Source organism: Halosaccharopolyspora lacisalsi (genome assembly GCF_014137975.1).
GTDB lineage: Bacteria > Actinomycetota > Actinomycetes > Mycobacteriales > Pseudonocardiaceae > Halosaccharopolyspora > Halosaccharopolyspora lacisalsi.
This window is the reverse complement of the sequence record NZ_JACGWZ010000004.1, coordinates 368643-390766: the sequence shown is the minus strand read 5'-3', so window position 1 is coordinate 390766 and position 22124 is coordinate 368643. Positions and strand designations below refer to the sequence as shown.

Annotated in this window: 20 protein-coding genes, 1 tRNA gene and 3 pseudogenes; 6 read left to right on the top strand and 18 right to left on the bottom strand. The window is 67.4% G+C overall.

Annotated elements, in window-relative coordinates:
* The first annotated feature begins 113 nt into the window (after positions 1 to 113).
* Positions 114 to 521 carry a hotdog fold thioesterase gene (locus tag FHX42_RS15990; RefSeq protein WP_182545331.1) on the top strand — a complete coding sequence of 136 codons (408 nt, stop codon included), beginning with the start codon at positions 114 to 116 and terminating at the stop codon, positions 519 to 521.
* Positions 522 to 531: 10 nt separating this feature from the next.
* On the opposite strand, the gene FHX42_RS15985 is transcribed toward FHX42_RS15990, so the two are convergent.
* The gene (locus FHX42_RS15985; protein ID WP_182545171.1) at positions 532 to 1143 is read right to left on the bottom strand and encodes an ANTAR domain-containing response regulator; all 612 of its coding nucleotides are present in this window, start codon (positions 1141 to 1143) and stop codon (positions 532 to 534) included.
* A 197-nt stretch (positions 1144 to 1340) separates the two neighbouring features.
* On the opposite strand from FHX42_RS15985, the gene FHX42_RS15980 reads away from it, so the two are divergent.
* Positions 1341 to 1414, top strand: a tRNA-Leu gene (locus FHX42_RS15980).
* Between the two features lie 336 nt (positions 1415 to 1750).
* Here the strand turns inward: FHX42_RS15980 and FHX42_RS15975 are convergent.
* From FHX42_RS15975 to FHX42_RS15950, 7 genes and pseudogenes are all read right to left on the bottom strand, one after another.
* A complete protein-coding gene (locus FHX42_RS15975) occupies positions 1751 to 2992 on the bottom strand; it encodes a pentapeptide repeat-containing protein (RefSeq protein ID WP_182545170.1) in 1242 nt (413 codons plus the stop codon).
* Positions 2993 to 3383: 391 nt separating this feature from the next.
* A pseudogene (locus FHX42_RS15970) lies at positions 3384 to 3599 on the bottom strand (tyrosine-type recombinase/integrase); the annotation flags it as partial.
* A 297-nt stretch (positions 3600 to 3896) separates the two neighbouring features.
* Positions 3897 to 4448: an NUDIX hydrolase gene (locus tag FHX42_RS15965; RefSeq protein ID WP_182545169.1), complete on the bottom strand. Its 552-nt coding sequence runs from the start codon at positions 4446 to 4448 to the stop codon at positions 3897 to 3899.
* 26 nt (positions 4449 to 4474) lie between these two features.
* A pseudogene (locus FHX42_RS27845) lies at positions 4475 to 4681 on the bottom strand (winged helix-turn-helix domain-containing protein); the annotation flags it as partial.
* 59 nt (positions 4682 to 4740) lie between these two features.
* Positions 4741 to 4911 (bottom strand): annotated as a pseudogene (locus FHX42_RS27840) (winged helix-turn-helix domain-containing protein); the annotation flags it as partial.
* A 477-nt stretch (positions 4912 to 5388) separates the two neighbouring features.
* Entirely contained in the window at positions 5389 to 7512 is a 2124-nt protein-coding gene (locus FHX42_RS15955; RefSeq protein ID WP_182545168.1) for a putative bifunctional diguanylate cyclase/phosphodiesterase, read from the bottom strand.
* Between the two features lie 670 nt (positions 7513 to 8182).
* On the bottom strand, positions 8183 to 8911 hold the full coding sequence (locus tag FHX42_RS15950; protein ID WP_182545167.1) for a ribonuclease H family protein: 729 nt from the start codon (positions 8909 to 8911) through the stop codon (positions 8183 to 8185).
* 161 nt (positions 8912 to 9072) lie between these two features.
* Here FHX42_RS15950 and FHX42_RS15945 point away from each other — a divergent pair, with 161 nt between their 5' ends.
* On the top strand, positions 9073 to 9624 hold the full coding sequence (locus FHX42_RS15945) for a hypothetical protein (RefSeq protein ID WP_182545166.1): 552 nt from the start codon (positions 9073 to 9075) through the stop codon (positions 9622 to 9624).
* Between the two features lie 83 nt (positions 9625 to 9707).
* Here the strand turns inward: FHX42_RS15945 and FHX42_RS15940 are convergent, their stop codons facing one another.
* The 5 genes from FHX42_RS15940 to FHX42_RS15920 all read right to left on the bottom strand — a co-directional run bounded on the left by FHX42_RS15940 (position 9708) and on the right by FHX42_RS15920 (position 13741).
* On the bottom strand, positions 9708 to 10046 hold the full coding sequence (locus tag FHX42_RS15940; RefSeq protein ID WP_328796225.1) for an EAL domain-containing protein: 339 nt from the start codon (positions 10044 to 10046) through the stop codon (positions 9708 to 9710).
* Positions 10043 to 10333 carry a hypothetical protein gene (locus FHX42_RS15935; protein WP_182545165.1) on the bottom strand — a complete coding sequence of 97 codons (291 nt, stop codon included), beginning with the start codon at positions 10331 to 10333 and terminating at the stop codon, positions 10043 to 10045. The genes FHX42_RS15940 and FHX42_RS15935 overlap by 4 nt, the downstream gene beginning before the upstream one ends.
* Before the next feature lie 59 nt (positions 10334 to 10392).
* On the bottom strand, positions 10393 to 10626 hold the full coding sequence (locus tag FHX42_RS15930; protein WP_182545164.1) for a hypothetical protein: 234 nt from the start codon (positions 10624 to 10626) through the stop codon (positions 10393 to 10395).
* Positions 10627 to 10746: 120 nt separating this feature from the next.
* A complete protein-coding gene (locus FHX42_RS15925) occupies positions 10747 to 11889 on the bottom strand; it encodes an enolase C-terminal domain-like protein (RefSeq protein ID WP_182545163.1) in 1143 nt (380 codons plus the stop codon).
* Between the two features lie 49 nt (positions 11890 to 11938).
* Positions 11939 to 13741 (bottom strand): thiamine pyrophosphate-requiring protein, encoded by a 1803-nt coding sequence (locus FHX42_RS15920; protein WP_182545162.1) that lies wholly within the window; start codon positions 13739 to 13741, stop codon positions 11939 to 11941.
* A 364-nt stretch (positions 13742 to 14105) separates the two neighbouring features.
* Here FHX42_RS15920 and FHX42_RS15915 point away from each other — a divergent pair, with 364 nt between their 5' ends.
* Positions 14106 to 14324 (top strand): hypothetical protein, encoded by a 219-nt coding sequence (locus FHX42_RS15915; RefSeq protein WP_182545161.1) that lies wholly within the window; start codon positions 14106 to 14108, stop codon positions 14322 to 14324.
* A 104-nt stretch (positions 14325 to 14428) separates the two neighbouring features.
* Positions 14429 to 14734, top strand: a complete 306-nt coding sequence (locus FHX42_RS15910) for a GNAT family N-acetyltransferase (protein ID WP_182545160.1) — start codon at positions 14429 to 14431, stop codon at positions 14732 to 14734.
* Between the two features lie 24 nt (positions 14735 to 14758).
* On the opposite strand, the gene FHX42_RS15905 is transcribed toward FHX42_RS15910, so the two are convergent.
* Positions 14759 to 15505: an IclR family transcriptional regulator gene (locus FHX42_RS15905; RefSeq protein ID WP_182545328.1), complete on the bottom strand. Its 747-nt coding sequence runs from the start codon at positions 15503 to 15505 to the stop codon at positions 14759 to 14761.
* 217 nt (positions 15506 to 15722) lie between these two features.
* Here FHX42_RS15905 and FHX42_RS15900 point away from each other — a divergent pair, with 217 nt between their 5' ends.
* Positions 15723 to 16934: an NAD(P)/FAD-dependent oxidoreductase gene (locus FHX42_RS15900; protein ID WP_182545159.1), complete on the top strand. Its 1212-nt coding sequence runs from the start codon at positions 15723 to 15725 to the stop codon at positions 16932 to 16934.
* A gap of 19 nt (positions 16935 to 16953) precedes the next feature.
* Here the strand turns inward: FHX42_RS15900 and FHX42_RS15895 are convergent, their stop codons facing one another.
* From FHX42_RS15895 to FHX42_RS15880, 4 genes are all read right to left on the bottom strand, one after another.
* A complete protein-coding gene (locus FHX42_RS15895) occupies positions 16954 to 17583 on the bottom strand; it encodes a sarcosine oxidase subunit gamma (RefSeq protein ID WP_182545158.1) in 630 nt (209 codons plus the stop codon).
* Positions 17561 to 20455, bottom strand: a complete 2895-nt coding sequence (locus FHX42_RS15890) for a 2Fe-2S iron-sulfur cluster-binding protein (protein ID WP_182545157.1) — start codon at positions 20453 to 20455, stop codon at positions 17561 to 17563. Before FHX42_RS15890 ends, FHX42_RS15895 begins: the two co-directional genes overlap by 23 nt.
* Before the next feature lie 4 nt (positions 20456 to 20459).
* Positions 20460 to 20729, bottom strand: coding sequence for a sarcosine oxidase subunit delta (locus tag FHX42_RS15885; RefSeq protein WP_182545156.1), 270 nt, complete (start codon positions 20727 to 20729; stop codon positions 20460 to 20462).
* Between the two features lie 72 nt (positions 20730 to 20801).
* Positions 20802 to 22028 carry a sarcosine oxidase subunit beta family protein gene (locus FHX42_RS15880; RefSeq protein ID WP_182545155.1) on the bottom strand — a complete coding sequence of 409 codons (1227 nt, stop codon included), beginning with the start codon at positions 22026 to 22028 and terminating at the stop codon, positions 20802 to 20804.
* Between the last annotated feature and the right edge of the window lie 96 nt (positions 22029 to 22124).

Below are 22124 nucleotides of genomic sequence, written 5' to 3'. Positions count from 1 at the left end.
CGCCCCGTGAGTCTAAGCTGAACCCCTGACAGCTCGTACGTGCAGGCCGAGGAGGATCGTTCACGTTGACCAACGCCGGACACAGCGATTCGGTGACCAGCTACGAAACCCTGATGACGGAGGCACCGGCTCCCCGGGAGGAACAGCTGGCCCACCGGATGGGAATCGCCGTAACCGAATGCGTTCCCGACCGCGTGGTGGGAACCATGCCGGTGGCGGGCAATCGCCAGCCGTACGGACTGCTGCACGGCGGAGCCAACGCCGTGCTCGCCGAGGGACTGGGGTCCGTCGCCGCCGCCATGAACGCGGGGACGGGCAGGATCGCGGTGGGGCTGGAACTGTCCTGCACCCATCACCGTGCCGCCACCGAAGGCGTGGTGACCGGCGTGGCCACGCCACTGCACCGGGGCAGCAGCACGGCCACGTACGAGATCGTGATCACCGACGAGCGCGGAAAGCGCACTTGCTCGGCACGGTTGACCTGCGCACTACGTGATCAACCGCCGGGCGAGAAGCCCTGAGGCGGGGCGTTCACTCCAGACTGTCGAGGACGGCCTGGGCCACGGCCTTCATCGTGGTGCGCCGGTCCATCGCCGTGCGCTGAAGCCAACGGAACGACTCCGGCTCGGAAAGGTCGTGGTTGTTCATCAGCAGCCCCTTGGCACGCTCGATCGTCTTGCGTGCCTCCAGCCGCTCGGTGAGGTCGGCCACCTCCGACTCCAGGGCCTGGACCTCGGTGAATCGCGAGATGGCGAGTTCGATCGCCGGGATCAGGTCGCGCTTGGCGAACGGCTTGACCATGTAGGCCATCGCGCCGGCGTCCCTGGCACGTTCGACCAGGTCACGCTGACTGAACGCGGTCAGGATCACCACCGGGGCGATTCGCTCCCCCGCGATCGAGGAAGCGGCCTCGATCCCGTCCACCTTCGGCATCTTGACGTCCAGGATGACCAGGTCGGGGCGCAGCTCCTCGGCGAGCCGAACCGCCTCCTGGCCGTCACCGGCCTCACCAACGACCTGGTAGTCCTCCTCACGAAGCATCTCCACCAGATCGAGTCTGATCAGCGCCTCGTCTTCGGCCACGACTACACGACGTTGCGTCGCGCTGGCCGCACTTGGGTCCTCGGCAGCCGGCGTGGTCACCGGATCCTCCTGGATGGTTCTCGGGTCTGCCGGTGCGGTCGCACCGGAGACCGCAGCTTACCGTTCCCGACCGAACCACGATGTGCACAGGGAGCGTGAGCATTGCGACACCCACTGGTATCGGTAGGTGCTGCCCAGCGGCGGGCACCCCTGGCCCGGTCCTGATCACCGATGCCGTACACTCGACGATACGGCAAGCCCCCGTAGCCCAACAGGCAGAGGCGGCGGACTCAAAATCCGTGTAGTGTCCGTTCGAATCGGACCGGGGGCACCCTTCATCACCTGCCTGATCCGGCCGCTGACCTGCGACGACGTGGCGCGCGGACGATCACGGCCTCTGCGGTTGTTCCCGGCCTGATGCGGCCTCGTGCGGGTGTTCACGGCGAATACGCGGCGAAGTTTCCGAGTACCCCGAAGGACCGCCCGGTGCGATCGCTGAGGTTCTTGACGTGGCCCTCTGGGGATACGATCCAGTTGTGCTCACGATGCCGCCCCGGAGGCCTCAGACTGACAGTGGCCACCACTGGCCACTAAATTCCGCACAGCGGAGGGTTTGTCACGGGATCGAGTCAGCACCCTGCCACAACCGCTGCGACGCCCTGATCCCCTACTCGTTGGCTCTTTCCTCCTCATCTGATGGTGAGGCAGCCGCTTCCACATTCGCTGGATCATCTTCCTCGGACACGAGCAGACCCCACCGACCAGTCTGGCCGTCGCCGGGATCAGCTACGCGCACCGTCCACCCCGGCAGCCAAAATGGATCGAGCGCGTTCTCAATATCCAGCCGTATCCACACCTCATCAAAAACAGCATCACCGTGAAACTGCACCCCAAAAAGTCCGATAATGACGTGGAACTGCGCCTTAGCAAATCCGACATCGCCATAGAAATGCACATCGTCAAATATGGCCATTTCATGAAACTGTACCCCACCAAATCTGGCATCACCGTGGAACTGCGCCCCACCAAATATAGCATCGCCATAGAAATGAACATCACCAAACGAAGTGATATCGTAAAACTGCACTCCATCAAACGAAGTGATACCGTGAAACTGCGCCCCGCCAAATGCGGCGATAAAGTGGAAGTGAGCGTTAGTGAAATCGGCGCGGCGCACTCGACAATGCTCAAGGTCCCAATCGTAGAGAACGGCCCCGGACAGGTCGAGGTCCAGGCCCGTGCCGTCTTGCCCACCCCAGTATTCGGAGATGGACTGGTCGTGCCCGTCGGGCCGTAGGTGATGGGCCAGCAGCCGTTGGGCTGTCAGTCGGACCTGGTGTTCCTGCTGTTGCTGGTCGGCGGCATCCAACGACAGCCCGGCAGCCTCTGCCAGAGTAGGCGCTAGGTCGAGCAGCAGCGGCTGTGCCGCTCCGTCTTGCTGGGATTGGCCGGCCAGGTGCTCGGCGGACGTCACTGACTCCGAGCTGGCCTCGGACTCGGCCTTGGGTTCGGGTGGGGTGTAGGGCATGCGCAGGTAGGCGCACAGTAGGTTGACGATGGTCTGGCGATGAATGGGGTTGGTCTGTCCGAGCCGTTCCAGGGCGTACAGCCCGGCCAGACGCACCGGGGCTTTGTCCGAGGCCAACTGTTGTGCGGCGGCAGTGTAGAGCTCGGTGACGCGTTTCTCAGTGGCGTCGGTCTCGTTGTGGCGCTGGGTGCGCTCGGCTAACCATTGTTTGCGGCCGGTCAGCCACAGCACCACCATTCCGACCAGCCCAGCGCCCAGGGTCATGGCGGCGCGCACCGCGTCGATACGCGCTTTGGCCGGATCCTGCGCGTGGGTGGCCAGCCCCAGCAGCCACCACCCTGCGGCTACGACCGCGATCGCGATCGTGATTGCCGCCAGCACTACCTTCCATCGGCGTAGCGGCTGCACTTCCGGGCGCTCGCCAGCGCGCTGCCAACTCCGTGACCGCGCGATCACCGCCGGGAGTATGCCCACGACCAGGAGCCCAGCACCAGCCAGCGACGCTAGTCCCGGAAGTTTGAAGGTTCCCCAAGAAGCCAGGAGACTCCACAGCCACGTGGCCAGCCCCAGCCAGTCCACCGGAACCCAGGCCAGCACTCCGACTACCAGCAACATGAGCCCGCCGAACCGGCCCCACGCCGGCCACTGGACTCGCCTCGCACGCCGCCACGCCCGCGTCACCGGGCTCGGCACAGCTACGCCTTTCCGCACTCGATCATGATCGCAACTGTGCTGGTCCTCGTGGGGCTGATTGCCGTAAACAGTCAAGGGTCTACTCCCCTTCGAGGGCTTGCTGAACCCGACGTCGAGCGGCTTCCTCCTGCCCGACGAGAGTCTTGGCGTAGATCTGCAGCAGCACGGTCACGCTGTGGCCCGCCCATTCGGCGACCTGAGTCGGCGGGACACCAGCGTTGAGCCACGTCGACACCGCAGCGTGCCGAAGGTCGTACGGCCGCTTCGCCAGCGGCGAAGCGAACTCGGCAGACGACAGCGACCCTGAACTTCCCTTTCTCGCCCTGAACAGCACTTATTTGGCTCGGTGGCGCGGGCACTGCCTGGCACGATTGGGAGCGGACGAAGCCGTCAACGACCTGAACTCCGCACTCGACGGGCTCGCCGGAGGACACTTCCGACGAGCGGAGGCGGGACTCCGCGTGGATCTGGCACTGGCACTCAAGGCTCGCGGCGAAGAAGACGGGGCCCGTACACATGCGAAGCGCGCTGAAGAGCTGGCCGGAAACACCGGATCAGCTCGTCAGCGCGCCCGCATCGAAAAGCTACAGAATTAGCGGGGATTGAACGCCAGGTAGTGGAGAACCGCCACGAGTGTCCCCGAGTTGACGATCTGTCCCGACGAAACCAACTTCGGCAGTTCGTCGACCGGAACCCAGGTGAACTCACCCTCGTTCAGCTCCACACTATCGGCCACGCTTTCTACCCCTCTTGCGAGATAGACGTGATGGGGATTCGTGACGGTTCCGATCATGGGCTCGAAGGTCGTCAGGTGCTCCATCGAACGGGGCCGATATCCTGCCTCTTCCTCCAGTTCTCGAGCCGCGGTCACGGCCGCAGGCTCGTCCTCGTTCAGAAGCCCACCGGGAAGCTCGTAGTTCCAGACGTCGGCGACGAAGCGATGCCGGTACGCGAGCAGCACGTGCCGTTCCTCGTCATCCAGCACGAGTGTCATGGCCGCAGGCGGGAGCCAGACCTTGTGATGCTCGAAGCGTTCCCCTGATGGGACCGTGATATCGGCAAGGTCGACGCGGACCCACTCGCTGTCGTAGATCGTCCGTTCGCCGTGTACGAGCCACTCACCGTTCTTCTCGGGCTGGTCCATACGGGTCCGTCCCTGCCGATCTGCCGCTAGGCGGTCGTGTCGCTGCCTTCCGGTGCCACGAACGCACTGGCTCCATGTCGAATGACGATCGTGCCTTCGTCCTCCAGGAGTCGGTAGGCCCGGCGGGCGGTGTTCCTGGAGACGCCGTGCTCCTCCTGCAGCCGTACCTCACTGGGAAGCGGTGTATCCGGCTCGAAGTCCCCCGCTGCGACTCTCTCGCGCAGAGTGGCGGCGAGCCGCTCGTAGGCCGTCGTCGCACTGGCCGAGGAGCCTGGCCACTGACTCGCCGCCCGTGCCCCGGCAGGACTTCAACGAGTTCCGCATCCTCGAGCACTTCGAGGGCCGCCCGGACCGTGTTTCGGACTACCGAGTGCTTGCACGCCAAAGTCGGCTCGAACGGCAGCAAGGTGCCAGGCGCATACTCACCGGACCTGATCCGTTGCTCCAGCTCCGCCGCGATCATGCGATACGTTCCTCGCTCAGCCACGCTTGCCCTTCACTCCTGCCGCTCACACTCGCCTCCAGTGTCCCGTAGTCGCAAGGCTTCCTGTCGACACACGGCCAATACACGTACAAGCCGGACCACGTCACACCATCACTTCAGCTCATGGGCAAGATCGTGGATGGAATCAAGATCCGTGTTGTGTCAGTTCGAATCTGACCGGGGCATCGCTCGTACCACCCTGAACCGGCCCTTCACTTTCGACAACGCTAAGCTCGAACGAGTACGGCGTCTGCCGGTCCGGTAATCAAGTCAGTGCGGCATCGGAGATGTCGGCTCGTGGCGCCGTCCGCGGGCGCTCGGTCGGGGTACCACTCCTGGCCGGATCTGGATCTTCCGTACACTCGACAATACTCAGTCTCCCTCGTCCGCAGGCCCGGTGACCCGTGGAGATCGGGGCAGCCCCGTCAGACCTGTGGGGCGGTTACCGAGCCGGCTTCACTCGCCGGCCGGCACGGGCAGCGGTCCGCTGTCGAGCAGGGCGCGGAGTTCGGCGGGCGGGAGCGGCCGGGAGAACAGGAAGCCCTGGAAGACGTCCACCCCGAGCCCGTCGAGCAACCGGAACTGGGTGGCGGTCTCGACCCCTTCGGCGACGCAGGCACGCCCCATGGCACGGGCCATGTCCACCACGGCCCGAGCGATGGCGTAGTCGGCGGCACTGGTGTCCAACCTGGAGACGAATCGGCGATCGAGCTTGATGATCTGCGTTGGAAGCTCGTTCAAGCGGGCCAGCGAGGAGTAGCCGATGCCGAAGTCGTCCATGGCGAACCGCACCCCCTTCTCTGAGAGTTCGGTCATGGCTTCCCGCGGCTGTTCGGGCAGGTCCACCAGGACGGTTTCCAGCACCTCCAGGATCACGCGGTGCCAGTCGAGGTCGCTGTCGGTGACGACGGCGCGGATCTCATCGACGAAGGACGGATCGGCGGGGAGCAGGCCGCCCAGATTCACCGCGATGTTCACCGGGCCCCCGTTCGACTGCGGCCAGCCCGCCGCCTCGCGCATCGCTGTGCGCAGCACCCAGAGGTCCAGGGAGCGCAGCAGATCGCCCTGCTCGGCCACTGGGATGATGACGTCCGGAGCCAGCTGTCCCCGCTCGGGGTGGGGCCAGCGCAGCAGCGCCTCGGCCATCACCACCGTGCCGTGCCGGTCGACCAGCGGCTGGTACCGCAGGGCCAGGCCGTCGTTGTCGATCGCCTGGCGCAGTTCCTCCTCCAAGCGTACCTGTTCGCTGAGCGCGGCGACCTCACGGGAATCGGCCAGCGACGTGCGCCCAGCTCCGCCCGACTTGGCCTTGAGCATCGCCGCGTCGGCGAGCCGCATCAGGTCCTCGGCGGTCATGGTGGCGGGATCGAGCATCGCGGCGCCGACGGAGGCCGACACGCGAACTATCTCTCCGCGCATCGGCATAGCCGTGTTCAGGAATTCCGCGGCCCAAGTCGCGAACGCCTCCAGGCCGCCGACGGCGTCGATGTCCGAGCAGACGATCAGGAACTCGTCGCCGGAGAGCCGGGCCGCCGTGCATTGCTCCGGTAGCCCACCGCGCAGGCGGCGAGCCAGCGACATCAGCAGCTCGTCACCGGCCTCGTGACCGAGCGAGTCGTTGACCCGTTTGAAGTTGTCGATGTCGCAGTACAGCCCGGCGAACCGTCCGGTGGGGCCCCCGCGCAGCTCCTCGAGCAGTTCGCTGAGGCCCTTGCGGTTGAGCAACCCCGTCAGATCGTCGTGGGTGGCCTGGTAGTGCAGTTCCTCCGTGTGGCGGATTCGCTCGCTGATGTCCTGGATCCCCACCAACCAGAACCGGCTCCCGTCCTCCTGGACCGACAACGTGCTGTGCACGTCGCAGATCACCTGCTGCCCGTCCGACCGGGCCAGTACCCGTTGGGACGCGTCCCCCCGGTCCGGTGACACCCCCGGTTCCGTCGTCGCCGGGATGAAGCCCCCGTCCCCGTCCCGAGGGTGCAGCAGATCGGCGGCGGTCTTGCCGTGGATCTCGGACAGGCCGTACCCCAGCAGATCGCACAGCGCGCTGTTGGCGTCCAGCAGTCGCTCGGAGTCGTCGAGCACGCAGATGCCCACCGGCGCGAGGTGGAACAAGTCGGTGAACCTCCGACGCGACCGCCGCTCCCGCTCCCGGGCCTCGGTGATGTCCCGGACCACCTTGATGAAACCGCTCAGCATCCCCTCCGGCGTCCGCTGCACCGTGATGACGACGTGGGCCAGGAAGCGGCTGCCGTCCTTGCGCAGGCGCCAGCCCTCGTCGATGTAGAAGCCGACCTCGGCGGCCCGTTCCAGTTCCCAGTCCGGGTACCCGGTGGCGATCTGCTCCGACGGGTAGAACACCGAGAAGTGCCTGCCGATGATATCGACGGTGCTGTATCCCTCGACGCGCTCGGCGTTGGCGTTCCAGCTCTGGACGCGGCCCTCCGCGTCCAGCGAGAAGATCGCGTACTCGTTCATGCTCTCCGGGAGCAGAGCGAGCCGCTGACTGACCTCGTCCCGCGAGGGCGGGTATCCCCTTCCCTCGTCATGGGTGGGGTGCTCTTGGTCTCGTGGTCCGGTCATGCTTCGCCAACCGTGTGTGGTGTCGTCGTGGGCAGCACTTCTAGAATGCACCGCAACGGGCACCTGTACACATCCGAGATCTTGCTGCGGCGATCGACGTCGACCGCGAGACGCGAAAAGGCCTCCGGTGGATCAACGACGGGGCTGTCAGCCCTGGGTGTAAGCAGCCGCGGTGTCAGCGGTGGAGCTCGGTGACCCGGTCAGCTGCTCCTGTCGCTGCTGAGCAAGGCGTCCCGCCGACAAGTCTCAAGCAGCGGGATCACTGCCTGCCCTCGGACCACACAATCCACGTGTCTGGTTCTGCGGGGGGAAGATCAATGGCATTGAAGAGCTGCGAGAGCGCCATGCGGCCAATACACGGACAAACCGAGCCACGCCACGCCATCACCGCAGGTCAGAGGCATGATCGCGGAAGCACTCAAAATCCGTGTAGTGTCCGTTCGAATCGGACCGGGGCACCCTCTCTTACCTGCCTAATCTGGCCGATGACCTGCGACGACGCGGCGCGCGGCCGATCACGGGGTCTGCGGTTGCACCCGGCTCTGTGTGGCCTCGTGCGGGTGTTCACGGCGAATACACGGCCAATGCGCGGACAAGGGTGGTGGCCGCGACGGTTCGGGCCCACGATCATGACAGGCGGCGGCCGGGTCGTTGGCGGGGCCCTCCCGAACTACAGAACCTGGTCGCGGTGCTGCTTGCACCGCTCCCCGCCGGTCGCGGCCGTGCACGGCCTCCCCTTGCTCGTGATCGCCTGGCACTGCACAGTCGGATCGTGCACGTGACACAGCCCCGAGGGGCGTGGCTCGATGGGACACGGTTTCCCGGCCTTGGTCGTGGCACCGCACCGACCGGCAGCGGATGTCGCCGGAGAGTTCGTTCGCACTGAAGAGTCCTGGGCGGGCTGCGAGAGCTCGACAGCGGGGGCGTTTGCCGCGCCGGTCCAGGAATCGCCCCGTCGTTGGCGAACGGTGTCCTGAGCGGCACGGTCCGCGAGCGCGTTCAGCGCATCACCATCGGACTGGTGTGCCCGAACCCAGGTGAAGGTGATGTCCCGACCGGACAGGAGTTCATCGATGTGCACGATCAGGTCCCGATTCTTGATGGGCTTTCCGTCCGTGGTCGTAAATCCACGCTGACGCTGCTTCGGGAGCCACTTGGTCACGGCGTTCATGGCGTATTGGGAATCGATCCGCACTTCCAGCGGAACGGCCGAGTCCGTGGCTTTCAGCAGTTCGGCCACCGCGGTGAGCTCACCGACGTTGTTCGTCGCATCCCCGAGATATCCCGACTCACCCCGAGCCGGATGTCCACGGGCGTCACCCATCACCCACGCCCAGCCCGCAGGCCCCGGATTGGGCTGAGCGGCCCCGTCTGTCGCGGCGATCATGCGTTCAACCATGACTCAGCACGCTAACCGCACGTGCCCCCTAAGCCTCCACCGGCACACTGAGACCGTGAAGGCGCGGGTATCGCGCAGGGTTCCGCCGGCGACCAGTCGTGCTCCAGCGCGCATCGGCCAAGCACTTGGATATGTCGCACAACCGACATGAGGTAGTACACGTGCAGCAGAGGCAGTCGCAGGGGATCGTGACCGTGCCGGGCGATGTGGTGACCACTCCGGGCCGGTTGCCGGAGGTGTGCGCCAAGCACGGACGACCGGCTTCCCGACGGGTGAAGCTCGCGCTGCAGTCGCGGACCCGCATCTCCGGCAGCCGAGCGCTGAGCGGCAACGTGCTGAGCGTGGGGAACCGATTAGGACAGTGGGCGCAGCAGGTACGCATCACCTACGTCCGGGACTGGCCACTGTGCCGTCGCTGCGCACTCCGCAGAACCACCCTCCTCACCACTTCGGTCATCATGTTCTGGGGTGGGATCGTGCTGCTGGTAGGTGGGTTCGTCGCGCGCTTGGTCATCGGACACGCGTCCCCGGCACTGGGGATGCCCGTGATGCTCGGATTCGGCCTGCCACTGGGAGCGGTGGTGCCGTTCGCGATCGGCTCGCTGCCCCGGTTGACTCGCGCCCGCACTTCCTCCGACGGGGAATCGGTGCTCGTCGAGTCCCCGCATGCGGCCTTCGCAGCACGGATCGCCGCTCATGATGATTCGCAGTGACGTGAGCAGTGCGACCAGAATTCGGAGTTCGGAACTGGGGAAAAGACATGTGGATAAAAAGACGGGTAGCGACGGATCCGCCGTTACCGCTGTTGTTGCTGCTGCGGGAGCGGTGCTTGCTTGCTCAGCAGGGCGTGGAGTTCGTCGGGCACGGGGTGAGCGAACAGGAACCCCTGGTGCGCGTCGACGCCGAGGGTGATGAGCAGGTGGAACTGGATGGTGGTTTCCACGCCTTCGGCCACGCGGCGGCGTCCGGTGGCGCGAGCCACGTCCACGGACGAGCGCACGATGGCACGGTCGATCTCGTGGTTTCCGAGACCGACGACGAACCGGCGGTCGAGTTCGATGCTGCCGGCGGGGAGGTCCTCGAGCCGGGCCGGGGACGAGTGGCCGGTGCCGAAGTCGTCCACGGCGAAGGTCACGCCCGGTCGATCAGGGGGGGTTTCGGTGATGCCCTGGAAGAACACCAGCCGGAATTGGCTGCCGTCCTGGAGCGGGACGCGTAGCGCACCTCGCAGATCACCGGCTGACCGTCGTCGCGCACCAGCGTGCGCTGGCGGGCCTCCTCCGAGGAACCGGCGGTGCCGTGCTCGCGACCGGTCTCGCTACTGCTCCCCCCACCCCGCTCGCTCGGGTGCAGCAGCTCGGTGGACGGCATGCCCAACAGCTCCGAGCAGCGAATACCCCGGCAACCGGCCCAGCGCATCATTGACCTCCTGGATCCGATCGTGCTCGTCGAACAATCCCACCCCACCGGAGCGAGATTGATCAGGTCGGGAAACCGCTGCTGACGCGTTTCGACCACCGCGCCAGATCACTGGTCACGGCCAGCGTCCGCGCACGCTGCCAGTCGTACACCGTCGGCGCACCGGCGTGCTCGCACCCGTCGACCATCTCCACCGCGTACTGCACGATCCGGTCCAGGGTCTGCTGTACCGACCCCCTGGGCGAGCAGGTCGCGAGCCATGCTGGCCACCGACTGCGCCGGCGGGTCCAGCTCACTGCCTTCTGCCGTGCTCACCGACCTTCCAAGGCCACCGCCGGGCGAAACCACCGGTTACGCCCTCGTGGTTCGGTCAGCGGGTTCCCGCGATCGCTGTCCGCCGGATCCTGCCGGACCATCTACCGGTGACTCGTGGTGTTGCCGTACACCCGGTACTGCTCGACGTCCGGCCACCGCACTTCGAGGCCCAGACCGGCGCGGTCGGGATCGGGGCGCAGTGCTCCCTCGATCACGGGCAGGTTGCCGTCGAAGACGCGGTGCTCGATCCGCACGTGGTCGTGGAAGTACTCGAGATGTCGCAGCCGTGGAACCGCGCAGAAAGCGTGTGCCGAGGCAGCGGGAGCACAGTGCGCGGACACGTCGATCTGGTGGCTCGCGGCGAGGCCACCGAGTTGAAGCAAACCCGTGACGCCCCCGCAACGAGTGACATCGGCCTGCAAACAGTCGACGGCTCCCGCACTGAGCAGGTCGTCGAAGTCGTGCAGCACGAACCCGTACTCACCGGCGGCGATGTCCAGCCCGAGGGGACCGTTTTGCCGCAGCAACCGAAGCCCCTCGCGGTCGTCCGAGGTAACCGGCTCCTCCAGCCAGCCCACTCCCCACTCGTCGGCGAACCGCCGCGCCCAGTACAGCGCCTGCTTGCGGGTCAGTGCGCCGTTGGCGTCGACGAACAGCTCCGGCCCCACGCCGAGCGCGGCGCGCACCGCCGAGAGCCGCCGCGGATCCTGCCGCGGTTGCCGCGAGGTCTTCAGCTTCACCCGTGGGATGCCCTCGGCGACCCACCCGGCCAACTGGTCCGCGAGCCGGTCGACCGGGTAGTTCGTGAAGCCACCGCTGCCGTAGACGGGAACCTCGTCGCGGAACGCCGGCAGGGCCCGGAACAGGGGGAGCCGCCGGAGGCGGGCCGAAAGGTCCCAGACCGCCATGTCGACGGCCGCGACCGCCATGGCCCCCACCCCCGATCGACCCGCGTTCCGGATGGCGGCGAACATCCGCTCCCACAGCATCGGCGGAGCGTCGACGTTCGCCCCCAGTACCAACGGCACCAGCTTCGAGTCGACGAACGTCGCCACGGACCGATCCCCGTAGGTGTAACCGATCCCGACGCGACCCCCGGCGTGCACCCGGACGAGGATCATGGTCGTGGAGTCCCACTCCAGCGTGCCGTCCTGCTCCACGCCCCCCGGGCCGTCGGTGGGGACCGTCAGACCGTGTACGTCGACGCTGTCCACAATGGTTTCGGCAGCACGTTCCCCACTCATGACCCCGTCCCCGGAATCGCCGATACGGCAGCGGACCCGACGCCGGACGCTAGCTCCCCGGCGTCTTCTTCTTCACCGACTCGGTGAACTCGTGCATCTTCTGCTTGGCACCCTTGATGGCGACGCCCCACGCCTCCGGATCTCCCTGACGCAGCGCCTGCGCGGTCTTTTTCGCCTGCGTCGACTTGATGTGCGGCGGAATCGGCGGGACCTCGGCGTCGACCACCACCTCGAGGACGACCGGCCCCTTGGCGGCCAGCGCCTCGTCCCAGGCCTGGCCGATCCGGCCGGGATCGTCGCAGTGAATCCCGGTGAACCCGAGCAGTTTCGCCCACTCCGCGTACGGCACGTCGGGGATGTCCTGCGAGCCCGGGAACTTCGGCTCCCCGGCCATCGCACGCTGCTCCCAGGTCACCTGGTTGAGGTCCTGGTTGTTGAACACGCAGAAAATCAACGACGACCGGCTGAGTCGGTCGAGGTAGCGCTTGATGGTGATCAGTTCCAGCATGCCGTTCATCTGGAAGACGCCGTCACCCACCAGGGCGATGACGGGCCGATCGGGATAGGCGAACTTGGCGCTGATGGCGTACGGCGTGCCGGGGCCCATCGTGGCGAGGTTCCCGGACAGCGAGGCCTTCATGCCCGTGCGCAGCTTCAAGTGCCGCGACCACCAGTTGGCTACCGATCCGGCGTCGGTGGTGATGATCGACTCGTCCGGCAACCGCTTGGACAGTTCCTGGGTCACCAGCTCGGGGTTGAGCGGGTCGGCCGTGTCGTGGGCACGGTCGTCCAGCACCTGCCACCACTCGGAGACCTCGCGTTCGATCCGCTCCCGCCACGACCGGTCCTGCTTGCGCCGCAGCAGCGGGATCAACTCGGTCAGCGTGTCCTTCGAGTCACCGATGAGATGCGCGTCCATCGGATACCGCACCCCGATCATGCGGCCGTCGACGTCGATCTCGACGCCCCTGCACTGTCCCTCGACCGGCAGCCACTCGGTGTAGGGGAAGCTGGTGCCGATCATGAACAGCGTGTCCGCCTCCATCATCATCGCGTGGCTCGAGGTGGAGCCCAGCAGTCCGACCGGTCCGGTGACGTAGGGCAGGTCGTCGGGCAGCACCTCCCTGCCCAGCGACGTCTTGGCCACTCCGGCACCGAGCAGCTCGGCCACCTCGGCCACCTGGTCTGTGGCCCGCGCCGCTCCCTGCCCGACCAGGATGGCCACGCGCTCGCCCTCGTTGAGGACCTCCGCGGCCTTGTCGAGCTCCTCCTCCGGCGGGATCATCCGGGGTTTCGTCCAGCCCACGCTGGTGTAGACAGCGCCGTGCGAACGCGGCGGCGAGGGTACCGCCTCCTCCATCGCGACGTCCTCGGGCACGATGACGGTGGCGACGGTGTTGTTGGTCAGCGCCACCTTGCACGCCCGGTCGATCAATTGGCGAGCCTGCGCGGGATGCATGCAGGTCTGCACGAACTCCGAGACGTCCTTGTACAGCGTGTTCGGGTCGATTTCCTGCTGATAGGCCGACCCCAGCGCGATCCGTTTCTGCTGTCCGATGATCGCCACGACCGGCTGGTGATCCAACTTCGCGTCGTAGAGCCCGTTGAGCAGGTGGATCGTGCCGCCCCCGGAGGTGGCCATGCAGCAACTGAGCGTCCCGGTGAACTTGGCCTGCGCCGTGGCCATGAACGCGGCCATCTCCTCGTGGCGCGTCTGGATCAGCTCCGGATCGCCGTCGGCGCGGTTGAGCGCACCCAGCAGGCTGTTGATCCCGTCGCCCGGGTACCCGAAGATCCGGCCGATTCCCCAAGCTCGGAGCCGCTCGAGAATGAAGTCGGCGGTCTGTGGCATGACACTGGTCTCCCTTCGACGCGCGGGACCGACAAGCGGAGGCCACCCGCTTAGCCTGTCTTCGCCAGTGGCCACATCGTCGTCGACCGACAAGAGGCCCTGCGTCCTCTCCGAGGAGGGTTTCACGGTGCTGCACGGCCCGCATCTCAATGACCTGCGGCGACGCCGTTCACCGCGAGTCCGCGATCACGCCGAAAACGTCGAACCGCCGACCACCTTTTCCGACAGAGGAACCGGACACGAATTCTTCGCTTCGCGAAAACCACTGAATCGATGCGGCACCGATCGGACGAGTGCCGAGTTTGCCTCACACCACACCGGGTAATTCATTACCACACGACGAGCGAGGAGGTCGAACGCTTCCATGGCCAATACAGCGCACTACATCGCCGCATCGGCCGAACACGCACCGGTGATCACCGTCCGCGACGACCGCGGAGCGGAGATCGTCGAATTGCAACTGCCGCACTCGACCACCGAACCGGGCCAGGCGGAGGAGGAGCTGCGCGCCGCAGGATGGACCCGCAGCGCCGAGTGGACGACCGCCAACGACGGTTGGGTGGCCCCCGTCATGCCCTCGTAGCACGTTCGCTCCAGCCCGTCCGAGCGGACGCGTAGCGGCCCCGCGGAGAAGCCGGGCATGGTGGCGGGGACAGTGCGGGAACCACCAGGACGGTGTGGACGAAGATGGAATCCAGGGTCGTCGACAACGCCGAGCGCTCGCGGTTCGAGCTCCGCTCCGGTGACGAGGTCATCGGCTTTGCCGAGTACCACGTTCGGGGAGACGAGCTCGACTTCGTCCACACCGAAGTGAACCCCGGCCACGAAGGCCGCGGACTGGGAGGCCGACTCGTCCGCAGCGCCCTGGACACCGCCAGACAGCGCCGCGCCACAGTGGTGCCGCACTGCACGTTCGTGCGTGACTGGATCGGCGCTCACCGGGACTACCTCGATCTGGTACCCGAACGTCTACGCCCCGAATTCGGCCTCTGACGGTCGCCGAGAGCGCCGGTCCACTCAGGACTCCAGGTAGCCCAGCTGCGCGGAGAGCTCCTTGGACGCCACCGTCATCGCTCCGATGACCTCCCGGATCCGCCGTCGCGAAAAGCGATAGGACGGCCCCGAGGAGCTCAGCGCGGCGATCACCTCACCGTCGTAGTTGTAGATGGCCACGGCGGCGGCGTTGAGACCGAGTTCCAGCTCCTCGTACCCGGTGGCGTACCCGTCCCGCACGATCAGGGCGAAATCCTTGCGCAGCTCCTCGGGATCGGTCAAAGTCCGCGTCGTGTAGCGCTCCAGCGGTTCCTCCAGTAGCGCGTCCTGGTCCTCGGGGGGCGCGTGGGCGAGCAGGACCTTGCCACTGGAGGTCGCGTGCAGGGGCGTGCGCTGGCCGACCCAGTTGTGCGCGGTGACGGACGCGGTACCCCGAGCCTGGCTGATGTTGAGCGCCACGTCGTTGTCCCGGATCGCGATGTTGACCGTCTCCCCCAGCTCGGAGGCCAACGAGTCGCAGAACGGACGTCCCAGGCGTGGCAGGTCCATCCGCTCGGTGGCCGCGCCGGCGAGCCGGACCACTCCGAAACCGATGACGTACTTGCCGCGCTCCCCCAGCTGCTCGACCATGCCCCTGGACTCCAGAACGCTGACCAGCCTCGACGCCGTGGACTTGTGAACCCCCAGCTCACCAGCGATCTCCGTGATACCAGCCTCACCACTGCGCGCCAACAGCTCCAAGACGGTCACAGCCCGGTCCACGGACTGCACCAGCGCCCCGGAGCCCTTGCTCCGTGCCTCCTCTGCGTTACTCACAGGCCAACCGTATCCGCTAAGGGGAACCTCGTAGGAACCCAACCTCGCGCCCTCTTGACGCTGTTGCAACAAAAGAGTCACATTTGTTGCATATACTACGTTATGTTCCTCATAGCGCAACGGAGGTTCTGTTGGCGTCATCCCGCGATATCTCACGTTCCGGAGCAATAGAATGCGCAGCGTAGCCGTCGTGGGAGCCTCCCTAGCGGGATGGCGAGCCGCACAAGAACTGCGCGAGCAGGGTTTCGACGGACGACTGACCCTCATCGGCGCCGAACACCGCCCGCCGTACGATCGGCCGCCCCTGTCCAAGGAGTTCCTGAGCGGGCACCTGGATCCGGCGGAGCTCGCACTCGGCGATCCCGAAGAAGAGGACGACCTCGACGCCGAATGGCGGCTCGGCCGTACGGCCGTTCGCCTGGACCCGCGCACCGGAACGGTCACGCTCGACGGCGGCGACCAGGTACGCGCCGACGGAGTCGTCGCGGCGACCGGGGCGTCTCGCAGCACCATCACCGGCGCTCCGACGGTCCCGGGAAGCCATCTCGTCTACACCCTGGACGACGCTCTCGCGCTGCGGGAGAGCGTGGGAGCGGGCAGCCGGGTGGTCGTGGTCGGAGGAGGCCTCACCGGCTCCGAGGTGGCGTCCACGTGCCGGTCACTGGGCGCTCGGGTGACGCTGGTCGAAGGACAGCACGTTCCGCTCGTGCACACCCTCGGCATCGAGATCGCGTCCCTGTGCCTGGCCCTGCACGAGGACCACGGTGTTCGCCTCCGGTGCGGAACGCGGGCCGCGCGCGTGCTCGGCACGGAACGGGTCACCGGTGTGGAGTTGACGGACGGACGTGTCGTGCCGGCGGACGTCGTCGCTGTCTGCGTCGGGGCGCATCCCACCACCGAGTGGCTGCGGGGTTCCGGCGTCCGGACACGCCAGGGGGTGCTCACCGACGCCGGGTGTGTCACCCGGTTGCGCAACGTTGTCGCCGTCGGGGACGTCGCTCAATACCAGTCGGGCAATCATGCTCACACCACGCGAACGGGCTACTGGTCCCATGCCATGAACCAGCCGACGACCGCCGTGCGTAACCTGCTCGCCGGTTCCACCATCGCTCGCTGTACCGCCGTGCCCCACTTCTGGTCACGGCAGTACGGGTGCAGCGTGCAGTTCGCCGGCGAGGCGATGCCCAAGGACAAGATCGAGGTGGTGGACGGTTCCACGAAGGCACGCAAGTTCGTGGCCACCTACCGACGCGGGGGAAGACTGGTGGCGGTCTTCGCCATGAACGACCCGAAGCGCTTCGCCGCCTACCGCAGGAAACTCACCGCGAACTCCGTACCCGGTTCCGGACGCACCGCCAGGACGGCGCCGACGGCTCCCGGGTGAGAAGTCCTTTCGGGAGGCGTCAGGCGTGGGTGAACTCCGCCATCGCGTCGAGCAGCAGGTCCGCCAGGTAACCGGCGAAGGAGCAGTGGACCAGCAGCCGGTACGCGGGCTCCGCACCGACCTGCCAGAGCGCGACCCGAACCCTGCCGACCAGGGTCCGGGCGCACTGCCCCGCACCGAACGCACGCGGGTGCAGGTCCAGCGAGCACACCTTCTCCAGCACATCCCTGGACACCGGCCCCGCCAGCCGCACGGTCGTCCGGTCGGCGGAGACGTCCACCGAGGAGCCGACCGAGTCGGCCATCGCGGTGCGAGCCCGGCTCACCACCCGGTCGGCCCGTCCTTCCGGAGCGATCACCAACCACTCGTCCGGACCGAGCCACAGCACCGCGTCGCGCTCGTCGCCGACCACGCTGTTCGGCCGATGCGGCAACGCCAGTCCCAGTTCCCGTTCCAGCCCGGCGAGCAGCGCGGGACTCTCGGGGGGCACCCGCAGGTTCACCTGCGTCAGGAACGCCTCCTCGCTCAGTCGAACCCCGCGCAGTCCGTCCGCGCTGGAGGCCGCGAATTCCGCTGCGCGGTCCGCCAGGGGGCTGCGGCGCAGACTCGCGAGACCGGTGGCTGGTTCAACCGTGTTCAACACCGTCACGGCGGGCTCCTTCCTCGTCGTAGAAAACCGGCCTGGTGACCTCGACGGCGGTGCTGCTGCCCTCGAACGGCGCGTGCAGCACGTCGCCGATTCGGCGTCGACCGTCGCGAATCAGGGCCAGTGCGAAGGTGCGGTCCAGCGCGGCGCTGCGGTAGCTGGACGTCACGTGACCGAGCATCGGCACCGGCGGGCGCAGCGGCACGTCCGGTTCGACCAGGTGCACCCCCTCGGGCAGGAGCCTCTCCCGCTCCAGCGGCAGCAGACCGACCAGTTGCTTGCGGTCGGTGCGCGCGGTGTCCTGCCGCGCGAATGAGCGCTTGCCGATGAAGTCCTTGTGCCGGGACACCAGCCGGTCCATGCCCAGGTCCAGTGGCGTGACCGTGCCGTCGGTGTCCTGACCGACGACCACGAAGCCCTTCTCGGCACGCAGCACGTGCATCGTCTCCGCGCCGTAGGGGGTGATGCCGTGGTCGGCACCGGCCGCGGCCACGGCTTCCCACGTGGCGAGCCCGTACCACCTCGCGACGTTGATCTCGAAGGCCAGTTCGCCGGAGAACGAGATCCGGCTGATCCTGGCGGGAATCCCGTTGTACAGCTCCGTCTCGCGGAACTCCATGAAACCGAAGCCCGCGGACGAGACGTCCAGATCCGGTGCGAGCCGAGCCACCACGTCACGGGAACGGGGGCCGACCACGGCCACCGCGGCCCACTGCTCGGTGACCGACGTGCAGTACACGTCGAGCTCCGACCACTCGGTCCGCAGCCACTCCTCCAGCCATTCCAGCACTCCTGCCGCGCCGCCCGTGGTGGTGCTCATCAGGTAGCGGTCCGCGGCCAACCGCATCGACACGCCGTCGTCGAGGACCATCCCGTCGGCCCCGCACATCATCCCGTAGCGGGCCCTGCCGACGGCGAGCTCGGCGAAACCGCTGGTGCAGACGCGGTCGAGGAACTCCGGAGCGTCCGATCCGACGATCTCGATCCTGCCGAGAGTGCTGACGTCCTGCATCGCCACGCCGGTACGCGCGGCCCGGCATTCGCGTTGCACGGCGGCATCCATGTCCTCACCGGGACGCGGGTAGTACCGGGGGCGCTTCCACTGGCCGACGTTCTCGAACTCCGCACCCGCAGCCTCGTGCCAGGAGTGCATCGACGTGGTGCGGACGGGCTCGTGCAAGTGGCCACGCTCCCGTCCGGCCATCAGCGCGAACCGCACCGGCGCGTAGGGCGGGCGGAACGTGGTCGTGCCGACCTCGCCCGGCGAGTCGACCATCAACGCGTCGGCGATCACGCCGATGGCGTTGACTCCCGAGGTCTTGCCCCGGTCCTGACCGGTGCTGATCGTGGTGTAGCGCTCGACGTGCTCCACCGAGCGCATTCCCGCACCGATCGCCCGCCACACGTCGGCCACGGTGGCGTCGCGTTGCAGGTCCACGAAGTGCCGGTCCCACTGCTCCGGCGGCTTCGTCATCCCCGGAACCAGCCACAGCGGTCGGGGCCTGGAGTTCGGGCGGTCTCCCGACGTCGGCGGTACCCGTGGGGCCGCGATCCGGAAACCGCAGGCGGTGGCGGCCTCCGCACCCGCGGCCAACCCCTGGGCCAGGCTCCCGGCGAGATCGTGGGTGGCCCGTGCGGAACCGATCACCCTGGGCAGGTGAGTCCCGGAGGATTCCGGAACGAATCCGGCCGCTGTCCTGTCCCAGCGCAGCGACCCGCCCGCCTGGCCGAACAGGTGCACCACCGGGCTCCACCCACCGCAGACCGCCAGCAGGTCGCAGTCCACCTCGTAGGGGATTCCGCTCAGGCAGCCCTGCTCGTCGAGCTCGGTGACGCGCGCTCCGCGAACCCGGTCGTGTCCCTTGGTCGAGATCACGGTCGATCCCGGGTGGACCCGGCCCCCGGCCGCCTCGACCTGGTCGACCAGGTGAGCGGGCGGCTGCGGACGGGTGTCCACCAACGCGGGCACGCTCGCTCCCACGGCCAACAGGTCCAGGGCCGTCGAGTAGGCGCTGTCGGAGGTGGTGAACACGACCGCATCGCGTCCCGGTAGGACCGCATGGCGGTTCAGGTAGCTGCGCACGGCAGCGGCGAGCATGATTCCCGGACGGTCGTTGTCCTCGAACACCACGGGGCGCTCGTGTGCACCCGTGGCCAGCACGACACGCCGGGCACGTACGTGCCACAGGCGCTGCTGCGACTGGTGGGGACCGACAGTGTCGAGATGGTCGGTGCGGTGTTCGGCGACGAGCAGGTAATCGTGGTCGTAACAGCCCACGGCGGTGGCCCGGGTGAGCACCCGCACCTCCGGGATCTCCGCGAGTTCACGCACCGCGCGGGCGATCCAGTCGGTGGCCGCAGCGCCGTCGATCCGTTCGTGCCCGTCCAGCAACCTGCCGCCGAGTTCGGCCTGTTCGTCGACGAGGAACACGCGCGCACCACTGCGTCCGGCCGACAGGGCGGCGGCGAGGCCGGACGGCCCTGCGCCGACGATGACCACGTCGGCGTGCACGTACTTCTTGTCGTGCACGGCCGTGTCCGGCCGGTCACCGACCCAGCCGATCCCGGAGAGGCTCTCGGCGACCAACCCGTCGCGGAGTTCGACCCGCGTGGCGGGCAGCATCGGTTCCGGGCAGTCACCGTGCAGCTGGACGAGCGCATTGGGTTCGGTGCGGTCCGCGGCGACGATGCCGCGTGGACGGCCCCGGTGGACCGAGGTGGTGACCTCCGTCCTGCCCTCGGCGAGCAGCGCCGAAGCCAGCGTGTCCCCGGGGTGTCCGTGCAGTTCGGTCCCGTCGAAGGTGAATCGCAGCCGGCGCGTGCGGTCGATGCGACCCGGACGGACCGTTGCGTCCAGGCGGTTCGGGGAGGTCATCGAGTCACCGCCTTCCGCTCCGGGAGGGAACCTCTGCACTCATCTCGTTCGTGGCCGTGTCCCGGACCACGTCGAACCAGCGGCGGCAGCCCGCCGAATGCACCCAGCGCTCGGAGAACCTTCCGCGCGGGTTGTCCCGCACGAACAGGTACTCGCCCCATTCCCGGTCGTCGACGGCGTTCGGGTCCGGCGGGCGGTCGACGTGGGCCTGACCTCCGTAGCGGAACTCGGCCTCGTCGCGAGCGCCGCACCACGGGCAGTGGATCAGCAGCATGTCGTTCCTTCTTCCTCACGGCGGTGGGAGGGGTGGAAGGTGAGTCCCGCGGCCTACCGCAGGAGTCACGGCCTAGTTCGCCACGCCCGTGGCGCCGTGCTCGTCGATGAGCGCTCCGGTGGTGAACCGTTCGAGCCCGTACGGTGCGTTGAGGGGGTGCGGCTCGCCGGTGGCGATGGTGTGGGCGAACACTCTGCCCGCGCCGGGCGTGGCCTTGAAGCCACCGGCGCCCCAACCGCAGTTGACGAAGAGGTTCCCGTAGGGGGTGGGACCGATGATCGGCGAGGCGTCCGGGGTCACGTCGACCGTCCCCGCCCAGGTACGCAGCACGTGGGCCCGGGCGAACATCGGGAACAGCTCGACCGCCGCGGCCAGCTGACGTTCGACGAGGTGCACCGATCCCCGCTGGGCGTAACCGTTGTAGGAGTCGATGCCCCCGCCGAGGACGAGTTCGCCCCTGTGCGCCTGGCTGCAGTAGACGTGGACGTGGTTGGACATCACCGCGCACGGATGGACGGGTTCGAGCAGTTCGGAGGCCAACGCCTGCAGCGGGTGGCTCTGCAACGGCAACCTGACCCCGAGGGTGTCGGTGAGCGGACTGGTTCGCCCAGCCGCCGCCAGTCCGACCCGACCCGCCGAGATCGGCCCACGACCGGTCCGGACGCCGGTGACCCGATCCCCCTCGGTGCGAAAACCGGTGACCTCGCAGTTCTGCACGAGGTCCACACCCATCTCGTCGCACTTGCGTGCCAGTGCCCAGGCCACGTGGTCGTGCTCGACGGTACCGGCGCGGCGCTGCAACGTCGCTCCCAGCACCGGGTACCGACTCTCGCCGGAGGTGTCGAGCACGGGGCAGAACTCCGCGACCTCCTCGGGACCGAGCCACTCCGTATCGACTCCGTTGAGCTGGTTGGCGAAAGCGCGGCGCCGGGAGTCACGAACTTCCTGCTCGGTGTGGGCGAGGTTCAGCACACCGCACTGGCTGAACGAGAAGTCGTACTCCAGCTCGTCGGGCAGCTGTTCCCAGAGTCCGAGCGCGTGGTCGTACAGCGCCGTGCTCTCGTCGAGCAGGTAGTCCGAACGGATGATCATGGTGTTGCGAACCGTGCCGCCGCCCGCCAACCAGCCGCGCTCCAGCACGGCGATATCGCGAATGCCGTGGTCGCGCGCGAGGTAGTACGCCGTGGCCAGGCCGTGCCCACCAGCTCCGACGATCACCACGTCGTACCGGCTCTTCGGCTCGGGATTGCGCCACAGGCGTGCCGGCGGTTCGGGCGGAGTCCGTCGGGGAGTGGCCACGGTAGCTCCTTGATCAAGACGCCGTTGTCGACGATCAGCGGACCCTGGAACACGGACAATTCTCACGCACAACTGTTCGACAACTGATATATCAGT

What these genes read in the sequence shown, in the direction of transcription:
- FHX42_RS15900 (WP_182545159.1), top strand. Translation starts at nt 15,723, where the DNA reads ATGCGCAGCGTAGCCGTCGTGGGAGCCTCCCTAGCGGGATGGCGAGCC.
- FHX42_RS15925 (WP_182545163.1), bottom strand. Translation starts at nt 11,889, where the DNA reads ATGAGTGGGGAACGTGCTGCCGAAACCATTGTGGACAGCGTCGACGTA.
- FHX42_RS15965 (WP_182545169.1), bottom strand. Translation starts at nt 4,448, where the DNA reads ATGGACCAGCCCGAGAAGAACGGTGAGTGGCTCGTACACGGCGAACGG.
- FHX42_RS15955 (WP_182545168.1), bottom strand. Translation starts at nt 7,512, where the DNA reads ATGACCGGACCACGAGACCAAGAGCACCCCACCCATGACGAGGGAAGG.
- FHX42_RS15910 (WP_182545160.1), top strand. Translation starts at nt 14,429, where the DNA reads ATGGAATCCAGGGTCGTCGACAACGCCGAGCGCTCGCGGTTCGAGCTC.
- FHX42_RS15915 (WP_182545161.1), top strand. Translation starts at nt 14,106, where the DNA reads ATGGCCAATACAGCGCACTACATCGCCGCATCGGCCGAACACGCACCG.
- FHX42_RS15920 (WP_182545162.1), bottom strand. Translation starts at nt 13,741, where the DNA reads ATGCCACAGACCGCCGACTTCATTCTCGAGCGGCTCCGAGCTTGGGGA.
- FHX42_RS15885 (WP_182545156.1), bottom strand. Translation starts at nt 20,729, where the DNA reads ATGCTGCTGATCCACTGCCCGTGGTGCGGCGCTCGCGACGAGGCCGAG.
- FHX42_RS15890 (WP_182545157.1), bottom strand. Translation starts at nt 20,455, where the DNA reads ATGACCTCCCCGAACCGCCTGGACGCAACGGTCCGTCCGGGTCGCATC.
- FHX42_RS15990 (WP_182545331.1), top strand. Translation starts at nt 114, where the DNA reads ATGACGGAGGCACCGGCTCCCCGGGAGGAACAGCTGGCCCACCGGATG.
- FHX42_RS15950 (WP_182545167.1), bottom strand. Translation starts at nt 8,911, where the DNA reads ATGGTTGAACGCATGATCGCCGCGACAGACGGGGCCGCTCAGCCCAAT.
- FHX42_RS15935 (WP_182545165.1), bottom strand. Translation starts at nt 10,333, where the DNA reads ATGATGCGCTGGGCCGGTTGCCGGGGTATTCGCTGCTCGGAGCTGTTG.